The organism is Kribbella koreensis, assembly GCF_039525325.1.
GTDB classification, from domain to species: Bacteria; Actinomycetota; Actinomycetes; order Propionibacteriales; family Kribbellaceae; genus Kribbella; species Kribbella koreensis.
This window is the reverse complement of the sequence record NZ_BAAAHK010000003.1, coordinates 98,340-112,438: the sequence shown is the minus strand read 5'-3', so window position 1 is coordinate 112,438 and position 14,099 is coordinate 98,340. Positions and strand designations below refer to the sequence as shown.

15 protein-coding genes are annotated in these 14,099 nt (G+C 70.1%); 6 read left to right on the top strand and 9 right to left on the bottom strand.

Annotated features, from left to right (window positions below):
• Positions 1-621 (bottom strand): DedA family protein, encoded by a 621-nt coding sequence (locus ABD116_RS04480; protein ID WP_343965078.1) that lies wholly within the window; start codon positions 619-621, stop codon positions 1-3.
• Between the two features lie 244 nt (positions 622-865).
• Here ABD116_RS04480 and ABD116_RS04475 point away from each other — a divergent pair, with 244 nt between their 5' ends.
• The 4 genes from ABD116_RS04475 (at position 866) to ABD116_RS04460 (ending at position 4,612) form a co-directional block, all read left to right on the top strand.
• Positions 866-1,387 (top strand): DUF2231 domain-containing protein, encoded by a 522-nt coding sequence (locus tag ABD116_RS04475; protein WP_343965076.1) that lies wholly within the window; start codon positions 866-868, stop codon positions 1,385-1,387.
• Between the two features lie 127 nt (positions 1,388-1,514).
• Positions 1,515-2,861, top strand: a complete 1,347-nt coding sequence (locus tag ABD116_RS04470; protein ID WP_343965074.1) for a ferredoxin reductase family protein — start codon at positions 1,515-1,517, stop codon at positions 2,859-2,861.
• Between the two features lie 7 nt (positions 2,862-2,868).
• Entirely contained in the window at positions 2,869-3,801 is a 933-nt protein-coding gene (locus ABD116_RS04465; RefSeq protein WP_343965072.1) for an alpha/beta fold hydrolase, read from the top strand.
• A gap of 13 nt (positions 3,802-3,814) precedes the next feature.
• Positions 3,815-4,612 carry an esterase/lipase family protein gene (locus ABD116_RS04460; RefSeq protein ID WP_343965070.1) on the top strand — a complete coding sequence of 266 codons (798 nt, stop codon included), beginning with the start codon at positions 3,815-3,817 and terminating at the stop codon, positions 4,610-4,612.
• Here ABD116_RS04460 and ABD116_RS04455 read toward each other — a convergent pair.
• The 8 genes from ABD116_RS04455 to ABD116_RS04420 are packed head-to-tail and all read right to left on the bottom strand — an operon-like array spanning position 4,605 to position 12,178.
• Positions 4,605-5,999, bottom strand: coding sequence for a wax ester/triacylglycerol synthase family O-acyltransferase (locus ABD116_RS04455; protein WP_343965068.1), 1,395 nt, complete (start codon positions 5,997-5,999; stop codon positions 4,605-4,607). The two genes, ABD116_RS04460 and ABD116_RS04455, sit on opposite strands and share 8 nt — an antisense overlap.
• A 2-nt stretch (positions 6,000-6,001) precedes the next feature.
• Positions 6,002-7,519: a long-chain-fatty-acid--CoA ligase gene (locus ABD116_RS04450; protein WP_343965066.1), complete on the bottom strand. Its 1,518-nt coding sequence runs from the start codon at positions 7,517-7,519 to the stop codon at positions 6,002-6,004.
• On the bottom strand, positions 7,516-8,064 hold the full coding sequence (locus ABD116_RS04445; RefSeq protein ID WP_343965064.1) for a flavodoxin domain-containing protein: 549 nt from the start codon (positions 8,062-8,064) through the stop codon (positions 7,516-7,518). Before ABD116_RS04445 ends, ABD116_RS04450 begins: the two co-directional genes overlap by 4 nt.
• Positions 8,065-8,077: 13 nt before the next feature.
• Positions 8,078-8,599: a flavodoxin domain-containing protein gene (locus tag ABD116_RS04440; protein ID WP_343965062.1), complete on the bottom strand. Its 522-nt coding sequence runs from the start codon at positions 8,597-8,599 to the stop codon at positions 8,078-8,080.
• Positions 8,599-9,462: a hypothetical protein gene (locus tag ABD116_RS04435; protein ID WP_343965060.1), complete on the bottom strand. Its 864-nt coding sequence runs from the start codon at positions 9,460-9,462 to the stop codon at positions 8,599-8,601. Before ABD116_RS04435 ends, ABD116_RS04440 begins: the two co-directional genes overlap by 1 nt.
• Entirely contained in the window at positions 9,459-10,907 is a 1,449-nt protein-coding gene (locus ABD116_RS04430) for a DUF4389 domain-containing protein (protein WP_343965058.1), read from the bottom strand. The genes ABD116_RS04435 and ABD116_RS04430 overlap by 4 nt, the downstream gene beginning before the upstream one ends.
• A 15-nt stretch (positions 10,908-10,922) precedes the next feature.
• Positions 10,923-11,678 carry a sigma 54 modulation/S30EA ribosomal C-terminal domain-containing protein gene (locus ABD116_RS04425; protein ID WP_343965056.1) on the bottom strand — a complete coding sequence of 252 codons (756 nt, stop codon included), beginning with the start codon at positions 11,676-11,678 and terminating at the stop codon, positions 10,923-10,925.
• Complete coding sequence (locus ABD116_RS04420; protein WP_343965054.1) at positions 11,675-12,178, bottom strand: GyrI-like domain-containing protein; 504 nt, start codon at positions 12,176-12,178, stop codon at positions 11,675-11,677. The genes ABD116_RS04425 and ABD116_RS04420 overlap by 4 nt, the downstream gene beginning before the upstream one ends.
• Before the next feature lie 199 nt (positions 12,179-12,377).
• Between ABD116_RS04420 and ABD116_RS04415 the strand changes: the two genes are divergently transcribed.
• The gene (locus tag ABD116_RS04415) at positions 12,378-12,989 is read left to right on the top strand and encodes an Rv1733c family protein (RefSeq protein WP_343965052.1); all 612 of its coding nucleotides are present in this window, start codon (positions 12,378-12,380) and stop codon (positions 12,987-12,989) included.
• A 93-nt stretch (positions 12,990-13,082) separates the two neighbouring features.
• On the top strand, positions 13,083-14,090 hold the full coding sequence (gene gap, locus ABD116_RS04410) for a type I glyceraldehyde-3-phosphate dehydrogenase (protein ID WP_343965050.1): 1,008 nt from the start codon (positions 13,083-13,085) through the stop codon (positions 14,088-14,090).
• The last annotated feature ends 9 nt before the right edge of the window (positions 14,091-14,099 follow it).

Sequence of the window (14,099 nt, the reverse complement as noted above, 5' to 3'; positions counted from 1 at the left end):
TCAGCGCCTGGCCGGCCGGCGGTGACGGCGGCGGTAGACGAGGATGGCGGTGATGATGCCGCCGGCGAAGATCGCGAGCAGGAATCCGCTCGCCAGGCCCAGCCGTTGTTCGAGGACCCGGTACGAGGCTCCGGCCAGGTAGCCGCCGCCCGCCACCAGGAACGCCCAGATGACACCACCGATCACATTCGCGACGGTGAAGGTCGATCGGCGCATCTGACTCATCCCTGCGATGCCCGGGACGAGGGCGCGGAAGGCAGCGGTCCAGCGTCCGAGCACGACCGCCAGGGCGCCGCGCCGGGCGATCAGCCGGAGGGTGCTGTCGATGCGCTCGGGCTTGCGGAGCCTGCGCGGCAGGCGGCCGAGCAGGCCGGGACCGTACCGTCGGCCGACCATGAACCCCACCTGGTCGCCCACGATCGCGCCGAACCCTGCTCCGACCATCACCGCCCACAACGGGAGGCCGCCGGCGTGGGCGACGACGCCGCCGACGATGACAGCGGTCTCACCCGGCACCACGAGACCGAGGAAGGTGGATGCCTCCAGCGCGGGCAGCAGGACGACGACGGTGATGACCAGCCAGGCAGGCAGCCCGGCCAGCCAGTCGAAGACGGCGTTCATCGGTCACCGGCGGCCGGTCGATGCGCAGCGTTCGGTATCACGGCTCACCCCTCTCTGATTCCAGCTTTGCCCGGGTTCGCGGAGGCGGGCAGGGACGGATGACCCAGGCGGTCCGGCGATGGTCCCGGATGTCCGGAACCGGCAGCGCGCGTCACCCGATGGTCCAAGAAAGCACTAAGAAATCAACGGCATGCTCGGGTTCCGATACCGGCTTGACCGGGTCCACTGTCTCGAGGAGCTGTAGATGACGACCGTCAACGGGTTGCCCGCGCATGTGTTGCTGGTTCATGCGATTGTCGTACTGCTGCCACTGTCCGCCCTGCTGCTGATCCTGACCGCCCTCTGGGCGCCGGCGCGTAGCCGGCTTGCCGGACCGAACGCCTTGCTGTCGCTGGTGGTTCTCGCCCTGGTACCGATCACCACCAGCGCGGGCGAGTGGCTCGAGCACCGGGTGGCCTCCACCGAGCTGATCCGTGCTCACACAGAGTTGGGGGACACCGCCGTCTTCGTTGCCATCGGGGTCGCGGTGATGGCGTTGGCCGTGTGGTGGCGTGGCCGGGAGAGCCGGGCAACGTCGGCACCGGCCGAATCGGCGTCCACGCGGCGTACGTTCCTCGCCCCGGCGTCTGCCGCGGTGACCGCGGTGATCGCCGTCTTGTCGATCGTCGCCGGCGGGGTCGCGGTGTACGACGTGTACCGGATCGGCGATTCGGGCGCGAAGGCGAGCTGGGACGGCAAGGTCGGTACCGCCCAGCCGGCCCGCTGACGGGTGGTCGACGGCCGGGAGATGACAGTCCTGTCATACGTGTTCAGCGTTGTTCCCCGCGCCCGCGATGTCGGCGTACGTTGCCAGCATCCTGAACGAAAGTCCCTGTTCCCGGAAGCAAGTCGCGATGTCTCTGCACCGAGTCTCGGCCCGGGTCCATGGCCCGTTGTCTCGACTGACCTGGTTCCTCTGGTACCTCGCCGTACTGCTCATCCCGCTGCTGCTCACCTGGCACGTGCTCGCCCCGCCGGACACGGCTCCGGGCGGGGCCGTGGCCCTCAGTGCCGGCCTGGTCGCGTACTCCGCTCTGGTCGTGACGGCCGCGCTGCCGGCCCGGCTGCCGTGGCTGATCGCGAGCTTCGGGATCGAGACCGTGCTCGCCGTCCATCGGCTGATCGCGCTGATCGCGGTTGTCCTGGTGCTGGTGCATCTCGTCGCGGTGCTGATCTTCGATCCACGCGGCATCACGATCCTCGATCTCGCGCACACCACCTGGGCGGCCCGGGCCGCGGTCACGTCGACGGTCGCCTTGGTGCTGGTCGTCGTCCTCGCCTTGCGCCGTCCGGGGCGCCAACCGCGGTACGAGGGCTGGTGGCTGGTGCACAACGGGCTGGTCGCGATCGTCCTGATCGCCGCCTGGCTGCACGTCTGGTGGCTTCGGCACCTGGTGTCGGATGTTCTGCTGGCGGCCTGGTTCATCGGCTCCGGCCTGCTCCTGGCCGGGCTGGCCGCGCGCCGCTGGATCTGGCTGCCCGCCCGGGCCGGCCGGTTCGCCTACATCGTCAAGTCGGTGGCCGCGGTACCCGGTGACGGCGTGACGCTGGTGATCCAGGCCGACGGCCATCCGGGGCTGCCGTTCGAGGCCGGTCAGTTCGTCTGGCTGAAGATCGGGTCGACGCCGTTCGTGTTCGAGGAGCATCCGTTCAGCATCGCGTCGTCGGCCGACCACCCGGACCGGATGGAGTTCACGATCAAGGCGCTCGGCGACTTCACCGAGCTGCTCGCGGCGCTGCGGCCCGGACGCCGGGTCTTCCTGGACGGGCCGTACGGCGGGTTCACCATCGACGGACTCGAGGACGCGGCCGGATTCGTGTTCATCGGCGCCGGTGTCGGCATCACGCCGTTGCTGAGCATGCTGCGCACGCTGGCCGATCGTGGCGACCGGCGCCGGGGCTGGCTGATCATCTCCGCCCGCACCCGGCACGACCTGATGCTGGTACCGGAGGTGGAACAGGTCAGGGCGCGGATGAACCTCAAGGTGATCGAGGTGGTCAGCACGCCCGAACCGGGCTGGACCGGCGAGGTCGGCCGGATCGGCCAGAACCTGCTGGCCAGGAACCTCCCACGCCGTCCCCACCGGCTCCACTACTTCCTCTGCGGCCCCGCGCCGATGGTCACCTCGGTCAGTCGCGACCTCGTGGCGCTGGGCATCCCGCACCGCCGCATCCACACCGAACGCTTCGGCGCCGTCTGAGCTGCCCATGACTGGAGGCCGTGGCATCAGCCGCTGGGGCGGAGCGAGCCGGTTCGTCGATCTCGACGGGCCGGTGCACTACGTCGACTTCGGTGGCAAGCCGGCCGGCCCGGCCATGGTGCTGGTGCACGGCTTGGGTGGGTCGCACCTGAACTGGGCTCTGCTGGCGCCACTCCTGGCTGCCGACGCCCGCGTACTGGCTGTCGACCTGCTCGGGTTCGGGCTCAGCCATCCGCAGGGCAGGTCTACGACGGTCCAGGCGAACGCGAGGATGCTGGACCGCTTCGTCCAGGAGGTGATCGGTGGCCCGGTGATCCTGGTGGGCAACTCGATGGGCGGGATGGTGTCGATCCTCCAGGCAGTGCGTCACCCCGGCGCCGTCGTGGGCCTGGTGCTGATCGATCCGGCACTGCCGCCCGCTATCGGCGCACGGCCGGAGCTTGCGATCACCGCCGCCTTCGCCGGATTCGCCGTCCCTGTGCTGGGTCGCTGGGCGCTCGCGCGCGAACGGCGGCAACGCTCGCCCAGGCAGCAGGTCCGGCGGTTGCTGGCGCTTTGCTGTGTGGATCCTTCGGCCGTTCCCGAGGAGCTGGTCGCAGCCTCGGCCGAATTGCTCGAGCAGCGGTCCAGAGTCCGGGGGCTGGATGCTGCCTTCCTCACGGCCGCGCGATCGTTGCTGGCCCTCGGCGCCCGGCGGAGCGCGACCTGGGCGACGATCGACGCGATCCGGGTGCCGGTCCTGCACCTGCACGGCGCGCAGGATCGTTTGGTCCCGGCCGTGATCGCCGCGTACGCCGCCCAGCGCCACCCCGAATGGACCGTGGAGGTGATCCCCGGGGTCGGCCACGTGCCCCAGCTGGAGGTCCCCGGGCCGACCGCCGGGCGGATTCTGACCTGGTTGGCCGGAACGGCATACCCTGAAGGGGATACTCATCGGTAGCCAGGAGGCCAGGATGCGCACCTCGTCCGCTCGAGCAGTGAAGTCCACCGGGCCGGCCCTGCACTGGTACCTGACCGAGCCCAGCCGCAGCGTCGTCGACCTCGGCCAGCTGGCGACCGCGAGGTCGGTACTGCGAACAGCCCCGCGTGGCGACGGCCACCCCGTCCTCGTCCTCCCCGGTCTGCTCGCCTCCGACGCGTCCACCACGTCGATGCGCTGGTTCCTGAACCGCCTGGGCTACCGGACCCACGGCTGGAATCTCGGCCGGAACGTCGGCCCGACCAGGGATGCCGTCGACGGCATCCGCTACCGCCTGCGGGAACTGTCCGATCGGCACGGCGAGCCGATCAGCCTGATCGGCTGGAGTCTGGGCGGGATCTACGCGCGTGAGCTGGCCCGGGAGAACCCGCACCAGGTCCGCGACGTGATCACGCTCGGCAGCCCGTACCGGCTCAACCTGCCGTCCGAGACCCGCGCCCATCGGGTGCTGAGGATGCTGTCCCACCTGCATGTGCCGGACTCCGAGCTGCCACCGCCTGAGCACACCAGGCCACCACTCAGGATGCCGGCCACCTCGGTCTACTCCGAGCAGGACGGGATCGTGCCGTGGCGGGCCTGTGTCGAGCCCGCCGGACCACTGCGGCAGAACGTCGCGGTGAACGGCAGCCATCTCGGCTACGGCCACAACCCCGCCGTGCTCTGGCTGGCTGCCGACCGGCTCGCCCAGCCTGCTGGGCAGTGGCGTCCGTTCGAGCCGCCTGCCGCGCTCGCGCGTCACTACCCAGGTGGCACCGCCGATCGGCTCAACTGACCGGCTCGGACGGCCTGGCCGCCGCTAGTTCGGCCAGGCTGTCCTCGACGCCGCGCACCAGAACGGCGAGGTCGGCCTCCTCGAAGTCGCCGGTCACCCCGAAGGCGACGGAGTCGCAGTAGCTGAGGATCGAGACGCCGGTACGGACCGTGGAACCGATCGGCACGTACGGGATGATCTCGACCAGCCGGCGTCCGAGCGCGTACAGCGGCTCCCGCGGACCGGGCACGTTCGTGACCACCGTGACGACCGACCGCTGCGGGAGCCGCGCCGCGAGCCGGTAGCCGGGGGCGATCAGCGCGAACGGCTCCCGCCGGGCGAGCTCGGTCAGCAGGGCGACGGAGTCGATCTCGTGGTCGGTCTTCAGCTCGTCGAGCCGGGTCCGGACCGCGGCCAGCCGCTCGACCGGATCCTCGAGGTGGACCGGCAGCTTGGCGAGCATCAGCGAGACCCGGTTGTCCCGGATGCTCTCCTGGCCGGGGGCGCGGATGTTGACCGGGACCAGGGTGCGTACCGAGTTCTCCCTCGGCGTCTCGCCGCGAGACAGCAGCAGCGACCTGAAGCCGCCGGCGACCGCCGCGAGCACGACGTCGTTGAACGTCCCACCCAGCCGGTGCCGGATCTCCTTCACCTGCGCGACTTCCGCTCGCCCGAAGGCGTACCGCCGGCTCGACGACAACGAGCCGGTCAGCGACGACCGGGTAGCGGGCCTGAGTGCTTCGGACAGCGCCCACAGTCCGCGGCCGATGCTCCAGGACCGGTACGCGAGGTTGCGTGGCTGCCGGAGGCCGGTGACCGCCAGCCGGAGCTGCCGGATCGGGGTCAGCACCAGTTGTCCGAGGGCGGCCGCCGTGAGTCCGAAGGTCGACGGCTCGGCCTGGGGCGACCACTTGTCCGGTACGGCCGCTCGTGGCCGCGGCGAAGGATCGAGAACCACGGAGTAGAGATCGGTCCCGGAGACGCCGTCGACCATGCAGTGGTGGACCTTGGAGATCAGCGCCCAGCGGCCGTCCTGCAGTCCCTCGACCAGCCAGTACTCCCACAGCGGGCGGTCGCGGGCCAGCCGCGCGGACATCAGCCTGGCCATCAGCGCGGCCAGTTCGGCGTCACCGCCGGGAGCGGGCAGGGCGGTGTGCCGCAGGTGGTAGTCGAGTTCGAAGTGCTCGTCGTCGTACCAGACCGGCGGCCCCAGATCGAACGGGAGCTGCCGCGCCTTCTGCCGGTAGCGCGGGATGAGTGGCAACCGTCCGGCCAGGAGCTCGGCGAACTCGGCGTACGTCGGGGCAGGTCCCTCGAACACCGCGATCGACGAGATCGCCATCGAGACGCCCGGCTCCTCGTCCTCGGCCTCGAGGAACAGCGCGTCGAGCGGGGTCATCCGGTCCATGGCTACAGCTCCCGTTTCAGGATCTTGCCCGCGGCGGTGACCGGCAGCTCGGGCCGGAACTCCACCAGTCGTGGGTACTTGTACGGCGCGATCCGGTCCTTGACGTGCCGGATCAGTTCCTCCGCGGTCAGTTCCAGACCGGCCCGCAGCGCGACGAAGGCCTTGATCTCCTGGCCCAGCAGGTCGTCCGGTACCCCGACCACCGCGGCCTGCGCGACGGCAGGATGGGTGTAGATGGCGTCCTCGACCTCCCGCGGGTAGACGTTGTAGCCGCCGCGGATGATCAGTTCCTTCTTCCGGTCCACGACGAAGAAGTAGCCGTCCTCGTCGACGTAGCCCAGGTCGCCGGTGTGGAACCAGCCGTCGCTGAACGCCTCCGCCGAGGCCTCGGGATTTCCGCGATAGCCGCGCATCACGTTCACCCCGCGGACCATCAGCTCGCCGATGTGGTCCGCACCCGGCGGCAGCACCTGGCCGTGCTCGTCCCAGACCTGCACCTGGACGCCCCAGATCGGCCGGCCGACGCTGTACACCCGCCGGTCCTCGGCGCTGACGTTGAAGGTGGTCGTCGAGGCGGTCTCGGACAGGCCGTAGCCCTCCAGGATGACGATCCCGAAGCGGGCCTCGAAGTCGTCGATCACCTGGGCCGGGATCGGCGCTCCGCCGGAGATGCCGATCCGCAGCGAGGACACGTCGTACCGGTCGAGGCCCGGGTGGTTGAGCAGTGCGACGTACATCGTCGGCACGCCCTCGAAGACGGTCACCCGGTCGCGCTGGATGGTGGCCAGCACGGTGTCGGGGTCGAACCGGGGGACCAGTGTCATCGTGGCGGCGAACCGGACGCAGACGTCGAGGATGCTCGACAGCGCGAAGATGTGGAACAGCGGCAGGACCACCATGATCACGTCGTCGTCGCGGACGCCGAACAGCCGGCCGGGGGTGTCTGCGTTCATGAAGAGCTGGAAGTGGGTCAGCTCGGCGCCCTTCGGCCGGCCGGTGGTGCCGGACGTGTAGACGATCACCGCGGTGTCGCCGGGATCGGGCTGGTGGATGACCGCCGGGCCGTCCGGCGCAGCGGCCAGCAGGCGCTCGAACGGCGTACCGAGGGTTGTGTCCGGCATCCCCGGGCTGGTGACGACGACGAGGTTCGAGACGCCTGCCTGGCTGGCGCCCTTGGCCGCTTCCTCGGCGACCCCGGCCCAGGTGATCAGCATCCGGGTGCCGGCGTCCTTCAGGATGTAGGCGATCTCGTCGGCCTTGTAGAGCACGTTCATCGGGACGGCGATCGCGCCCGCCTTCAGGATGCCGAAGTACGCGATCACGAACTGCGGCAGGTTCGGTAGTTGCAGCCCGACCGGATCGCCGGGCCGGATGCCCTGGTCGCGCAGGCCGGTCGCGAACCGGTCGGACGCGGCGTCGATCTCGGCGTAGGTCAGCCGGTGGGCGCCGCTGATCACCGCGACCTTGTCGGGATGGCCGAGAGCCGACTCGGTCAGAATGGTGGCCAGGTTGAAACTCATCGCGCCGCCTCCTGCCCCTCCGTTTCGGCGCGGTGCCACGAGCTGACGTCGCCCGACGAGATGGCCGCGGCGACGTCCTTCGCCCAGGCCGTGATCAGCTCCCAGTCGCGGAAGTCCCCGGCGAGCTCGGTGCGGGCCATCCGGGTGGCCAGGAACCCTTCCGCCGTCTCGGTGGTGAGCTTGCCGGCGAACGTCATCGCCGGGGTCGCGCCGATCCGCCGGGCCAGCCGCTGAACCTTCCTCGGCATCAGCTGGGTCTGGTCGCTGGCCGGTCCGACCGGTCCGCTGTGGAACAGCCACACCTGCCGGTTGCCCAGTTCCTTGGTGTGATGGCGCAGGAAGGTGACGGCTTCGGGGCGCCAGCGGTGAGCGTAGACAGCACTTCCGAGGACGACCGCGTCGTACCAGCCGATCGTGCTGACCTGCCCTACCTCGCGGACGTCGACCTGGTGGCCGTGGTTGCGGAGCTCGGCGCCGATCGCCTCGGCGATCCCGGCGGTCGCACCCATCTTGGTGGCATAGGCCACGAGTACCTTTCTGGACATTGCGGTCTCCTGTCTACTGTCGATGCCAGCTGGTGTGTTCTGCCGACGAGAGCGCCGCCGCGACGTCGTCGGCCCAGGCCGCGATCCGCCGCCATTCGCGCGAGTCGCTGGCCAGCCGCCCGCTGGCGAGCCAGTGGGCGACGAGTCCTTTGGCTGTGTCTGGCAGCAGGGCGCCGGCGAACGTCGTCGCGCGCTTGGCGCCGATCCGCCGTGCGATGCGTTGGACGTTCGCGGGCATCTCCTGCTCCTGATGGCGGTCGGCGCCGATCGGGCCGCTGTGGAAGAGCCAGACCTGCCGGTCCCGGAGTTCGCGCGTGTGCCTGCGCAGGAATCTGACCGCCTCGCGGCGCCATCGGCGCAGATAGAGCGCGCTGCCGACGATGACCGCGTCGTACTCCGCGATCGAGCCGACCGTCGTCACGTTCCGGACGTCGACCTCGTGGCCGTGCCGGCGCAGCTCGATGCCGATCGCCTCGGCGATCCCGGCGGTCGCTCCCATCTTGGTGGCGTAGGCCACCAGGACCTTCCTGGACATCAGACTCCTCCTCGGGGGCGGACTGCGGTGATCGCGAACTTCTCGACCGCCTGGTAGTGGCCGCCGGTCGAGGCGACGATCACGAGTACGTCGTCGGTGGCGCCACGGAAGAACACCGAAGCGGACCAGGGCGTGTGCTCGCCGCCGGCCGGCACGCAGCAGTACGCGCCGAGGACTGCGTTCGACGAGTGCTGCCGGACCTCGATGCGGATCGCCTCGTCGACGCCGGTGATCCGTCCGCCGACCCGCAGCGGCGAGCCGGCGAAGCTGCCGTAGCCGGGCCGGTCGAGAGTGAGGCTGGTGTCGCGGCTGCCGACGACCTCCCAGGGAGCGTCTTCGCCCTGGCCGATCCTGCGCAGGTGCAGGACGGCGGCGACCGACGGCGTCGTGGTGCCGGTGCGGTAGCCGACCGCGACCGTGGCGTCGTCACCGCGGACCGTCCGGGACACGACGGTGTTCACCTCGTCGAAGCTGAGGAAGCCCATGGTGAAGGACAGGGCGGTCTGTGCAGCGTCGAGATGCCAGGGTTGACTGCCGGACTTGCGGTACGCCTGCTGCCAGACGGCCGCGTCCTGCTCCGAACCGAACGGCCACACCGCTTGGTACCGGAAGACCCGGCGGCTCGGTGTGGGCGTCGGCACGGGCGACGGGGTGATGGTCGGCGGCGGCGGCACCGTGGTGACCGGCGGCCTCGTCGCGGTAACTGTTGCTGTTGGCAACGGAGTGCCGGCTGGGCGGCTGTCCTTGAGGGTGGTCGCGACGAGGACGGCGACGGCGAGGGCCAGCGCGGTCGCCGCCGCGATGACGGCGATGACGGACAACCGTCGGGAGGTGCGCGGATCCTCAGGGCGTGGCGTGGTCATGACGTCGCTCCCCGAACCGGCGCCGACGTGCGGCGGACGGCGAGATGGATCAGCAGACCGCCACCGGCCAGGAAGACCAGCCCGATCGCGATCAGCGTGTACGCGACGTCGTCGAGCCACGGGATCGTCGCGCCGATGGTAACGTCGGCCTGTACCGATCGGCTGGCGTCCGCGTTCAGTACGACGACGGTCCAGTCGCCGGTACCCGGCCGCCAGTTGAGCACCTGCTGTCCCGGACCGTAGCTCTTGGCGACCCAGAAGCCTTCTGCCGCAGGGGGCTGCGGAGGCGCCGAGCCCCAGCTCTGCCGGTGGTACGCCATGCCGGTCTCGTGACCGTACATCCGGTCGACGACGGAGTGTTCGATGGTGGCCAGGTAGGCCGAGGCGTCCCGCTCGGACGCGATGCCGATGAACACCGGGGTGCTGGTCCGGCTGTCGGCGGTGATCCGGACGTCACCGAGGAAGCGCTCCATCATCCACGACGGGCCGTCCATGCGGATCGCCCCGGTTTCGCTGGCGATCGCGTAGCCGGAGGTGGAGAAGTGCTGCGTGCCCGTACTGACGTAGCCTGCCGCGTCCCGGCCGCCGTGGTCGAACCAGAGCGCCGTACCACCGGCCGGCAACGCGCCGAGGCCGAACAGGATGAGCAGCGAGCCGGCTACGGCGCTGATCACCCGCCCCGCCGTCCACTGGTGGGTGGACGGCGGGTGCTGGGGCGCGCCGGCCGAAGCCGCGAAGGGGACGGAGTCGGCAGGGCGCCGACCGGAATCGGGGGAGCCCCCGGTGCGGCTGGAGTCCGTGCCGGAGTCGAGGCGGAAGGGTGGGTACTCGTCCGTCATCAAGAAGAAGTAGCCGGCGACCCGGTAGACCCAGCGGTTCAGGCCGATGATGAAGTCGAACAGCTCCCGCGGGTACCGGCCGGTGAACAGCAGCGCGACGCCGGCGATCAGGGTCAGCAGGCCGATCAGACCGCCACCCTCCACCGAGAGGACGGAGTCGGCGAACCGATAGCTCAGGTACGGTCCACCACCGAGCAGGATCGCCACGATCAGCAGGTGAGGTACCGCGAGCAGCCACTTCACGAGGACGAGTCCCCGCGACAGCTGTGGCGGCTCGTCGACGTACAACCGGGCCGGGTAGTCGGGGACGTCGTTCAGGGTGAACGGCGGATAGCGGTCGGTGCCGAGCGCGCTGTAGGCGTAGAAGGACACCCGCCAGCTCCACCGAAGTACGCCGGTGGTGAAGGTGAAGATCGATCGCGGATACCGGCCGGTGAACAGGATGGCGAAGAAGGCGACCACGGACAGGACGCCGAACACCAGCCACAACACAGCCAGCACGATGTAGTGCGGAATGGCGAGCAGCCACTTGATCAGCCAGAGTCCCCGGCTGACGGACGGGTCGAGGTCACCCTCGAGCCGGACCGGATAGCGATCGGTCTTCATCGGTTCACTCCTGTCTCAGTTCGGCTGCCAGAGGGGTACGGCGGCGCTGAGCATTGCGTAGTGCCCGTCGTAGCGGGCGTAGACGATCCGGCCGCGGCCGGTCGCCTTGTCGGCGAAGAACTCATAGGGCCGCCCGGTGAGGTCGAGCCGGGCCAGCGCCTCCCCGACGGTGAGCCACAGCGTCGGTGTCCGGTCCTTGACCAAAGGCCTGCTGCCGTTCCAAGCGAGGTCGCGCGGCTCGAGTTGCAGGAGCCGGAACGAGCCCGGACCGGTGCGGCAGACGAGACTGTCCTGAGCCGTCGAGATCTCACGGAACAGATGGAACCGGTAGTCCATCCGCTCGAGCGTGGCGATCGCGGCGTCCACCGTCGTGGGCCGCAGATCGCAGATCTTGTTCCGGCTGAGCCGCCGGTCCGCCGGCGGAAGGAGCTCAGGGAACCAGGTCGCGAGCGAGGTGGGAACCACCCGCGCACCGGGGACCTGACGAAGCTGGGCGGTGGTCCGGGCGGCCAGCGTCAGCACGGCCGATCGCAAGGTCTTCGCGGCCACCTGGGCGCGAAGGCGGCCGTGCGGATGGCCCACGTCGAGCTGCGCCACCAGGGGCCTGGCGGCGTCGACGTGGGTCAGCCGGGTGATCCGTATCCTGCTGTGGCCGGCCCACTTGCCGATCACCGGCATCAACAGCGCACGGACCTGGTCCACCGTGTCGGTGGGCAGGATCCCGTGGGTCTCGACGGCGATACCGGCCGGCCGCAGCGAGGTGATCGTCATCGCGGATCCCCGACGATGACGTACGGCTGCACGATCTCGGTGCGCCACAGGGTCCGCTCGTTGCCGGGCGGGTCGTGGTAGAACTCCCACGGCGCACCGTCGGCGCGGCCGCTCTGGGACTCGATCCAGGTGGTCAGCTGGGCGTAGGTGGCGCCGATCTTCTGGTACGGGCCGATGTGCCACACGACCGCGTGCAGGCCGCCGGGCAGCGAAGACGGCACGGTGACGGTGTCGCCGGCGATCGGGGCGGTGACGACGTAGCCGGCCTCGACGTCGAAGCGGCCGTCCGGGCGGTGCTGGTAGCGCGCGAAGGGATAGCCCCTCGGGGTGATCCCGTGCAGGGTCAGGTAGCTGCCGACCTCGCCGTAGGTCTTGGCGAACCACGCCCGGAGCTCGGGCAGTGCGAGGGTCGCGCGACGCACGGCGGTCGGCTGCTCGACTGCCTCGCGCAGGTACGGATCGGCCGGTGTGGTGCCGGCGGGCGGCCGTTCGGTGTCCATGATTCCTCCCTGCTTGCGCTGGTGCCTCCAGCACACGCCCGACGACGCACCGCGAGCAGGGCCGAAGGTCCTCAACGCGGCGGACCGATGGATCGGTCCCGGGAAATCAGGACCTTGGGCTCTGACTCGCCGTGGTCGCGTACCGGCACTGTCGTTCGGCAGGAGATCCAGATCCGTCGCCGACCGAGGAGGCCGAGAGATGAGCACCACCCAGCACCACCCGACCGAGCTGCGGGCCGTGATGTTCCTGCGGCGCTTCGGCCTCGGCCACAATCGCCTGCGACGGGCCAGCGACCGGGCGGAGTCCTTCCTGCTCCTCGCCGTGATGTTCGCCGGCCTGCTGCTGGTTCCGGTCGCGGCGGCCGTGGGCACCTCGATCGCCCACAGCTTCGAACAGACGGCCGCCCAGCGTCGCGCCGAGCTGACCTCCGTCCAGGCCCACACGCTGGAGGACACCGCAGTCGCCGTCCCGGCGGCACCTGGCCAACTCGCCACCCGGGTACGAGTCGGCTGGGACGACGAGTACGGCTTCCCGCACGAGGCCTGGGCGAACGTCGTGATCGGCTCCAAGGCCGGTAGCACGGTGACCGTCTGGCTGGACCGGACCGGCGCCGTCGTGCCGGCTCCGCGGCAGCCGGCCGACAGCCAGGCGCTCGGGGCGGGTGCGGGCCTGGTGATGGTGATGGTCGGCTGGCCACTGCTCTGGGTGGCGTTCCGCCTGCTGCGGTTGCCGCTCGACCGGCGGCGGGCCCGCGCCTGGGAGCGCGAGTGGGCCGAGATCGCGCCGCGCTGGAAGAAGTCGCAGTCCTGAAGCCCGCCCACCCGAGGACCTTCGGCCCTGACCAGCCGGTCGGGGCCGTTCTCGAATGAGAACGAACGACAGCCAACCGAGGAGACAACAGAGATGACGGTCAAGGTAGGGATCAACGGGTTCGGCCGGATCGGGCGCGACTTCCTGCGCGGTGCGCTGGAGCGTGGGACCGACGCGATCGAAGTGGTGGCGATCAACGACATCACCGGTACCGCGACACTGGCGAACCTGCTGCAGTACGACTCGACGTACGGCCCGCTGCGCGAGCGCGTGGGTCACACCGACGACACGATCACGATCGGCGACCAGACCATCAAGGTCACCGCCGAGCGCGACCCCGCCGCGCTGGACTGGCGGGCCGCAGGCGTCGACATCGTGATCGAGTCGACCGGCCGGTTCCGCACCCGGGAGGCCGCGGCCGTCCACCTGGCCGGTGGCGCCCGCAAGGTGCTGCTGTCCTCGCCGGGCAAGGGCGTCGACGCGACGATCGTGCTGGGTGTGAACGACCAGACCTACGACCCCGCCGCCCACGACATCATCTCGAACGCCTCCTGCACGACGAACTGCGTCGCGCCGATGGTCTCGGTGCTGCACCAGGCGTTCGGGATCAAGCACGGCCTGATGACCACGATCCACAGCTACACCAACGACCAGGTGATCCTGGACTCGCCGCACAAGGACCTGCGGCGCGGCCGGTCGGGGGCCGTCAACATGATCCCGACCAGCACCGGCGCGGCCAAGGCGGTCGGCCAGGTGATCCCCGAACTGGCCGGCAAGATCGACGGCGTGGCCGTCCGGGTGCCGGTCGAGGACGGATCGCTCACCGACCTGGTGGTGGAGCTCTCCGCGCCGGTGACGGTCGAGCAGGTCAACCAGGCCTTCGCCGACGCGGCCGCGGGCCCGCTGAAGGATCTGCTGCGCTACAACGAGGACCCGATCGTGTCGCACGACATCATCGGCGACCCCTCCTCCTGCATCTTCGACGCGCCGCTGACCCAGGCCAACGGCGCCATCGTCAAGGTCTTCGGCTGGTACGACAACGAGTGGGGTTACACCAGCCGCCTGCTCGACCTGACCGAGCTGGTCGCCCGGTCGCTGTGACCGCGGTCG

Bases quoted from the DNA above. Each gene is read 5' to 3' on its own strand.
- ABD116_RS04440 (WP_343965062.1), bottom strand. From the start codon at position 8,599: ATGTCCAGGAAGGTCCTGGTGGCCTACGCCACCAAGATGGGAGCGACC.
- ABD116_RS04435 (WP_343965060.1), bottom strand. From the start codon at position 9,462: ATGACCACGCCACGCCCTGAGGATCCGCGCACCTCCCGACGGTTGTCC.
- ABD116_RS04420 (WP_343965054.1), bottom strand. From the start codon at position 12,178: ATGGACACCGAACGGCCGCCCGCCGGCACCACACCGGCCGATCCGTAC.
- gap (WP_343965050.1), top strand. From the start codon at position 13,083: ATGACGGTCAAGGTAGGGATCAACGGGTTCGGCCGGATCGGGCGCGAC.
- ABD116_RS04460 (WP_343965070.1), top strand. From the start codon at position 3,815: ATGCGCACCTCGTCCGCTCGAGCAGTGAAGTCCACCGGGCCGGCCCTG.
- ABD116_RS04430 (WP_343965058.1), bottom strand. From the start codon at position 10,907: ATGAAGACCGATCGCTATCCGGTCCGGCTCGAGGGTGACCTCGACCCG.
- ABD116_RS04445 (WP_343965064.1), bottom strand. From the start codon at position 8,064: ATGTCCAGAAAGGTACTCGTGGCCTATGCCACCAAGATGGGTGCGACC.
- ABD116_RS04480 (WP_343965078.1), bottom strand. From the start codon at position 621: ATGAACGCCGTCTTCGACTGGCTGGCCGGGCTGCCTGCCTGGCTGGTC.
- ABD116_RS04475 (WP_343965076.1), top strand. From the start codon at position 866: ATGACGACCGTCAACGGGTTGCCCGCGCATGTGTTGCTGGTTCATGCG.
- ABD116_RS04465 (WP_343965072.1), top strand. From the start codon at position 2,869: ATGACTGGAGGCCGTGGCATCAGCCGCTGGGGCGGAGCGAGCCGGTTC.
- ABD116_RS04455 (WP_343965068.1), bottom strand. From the start codon at position 5,999: ATGGACCGGATGACCCCGCTCGACGCGCTGTTCCTCGAGGCCGAGGAC.
- ABD116_RS04425 (WP_343965056.1), bottom strand. From the start codon at position 11,678: ATGACGATCACCTCGCTGCGGCCGGCCGGTATCGCCGTCGAGACCCAC.
- ABD116_RS04470 (WP_343965074.1), top strand. From the start codon at position 1,515: ATGTCTCTGCACCGAGTCTCGGCCCGGGTCCATGGCCCGTTGTCTCGA.
- ABD116_RS04450 (WP_343965066.1), bottom strand. From the start codon at position 7,519: ATGAGTTTCAACCTGGCCACCATTCTGACCGAGTCGGCTCTCGGCCAT.
- ABD116_RS04415 (WP_343965052.1), top strand. From the start codon at position 12,378: ATGAGCACCACCCAGCACCACCCGACCGAGCTGCGGGCCGTGATGTTC.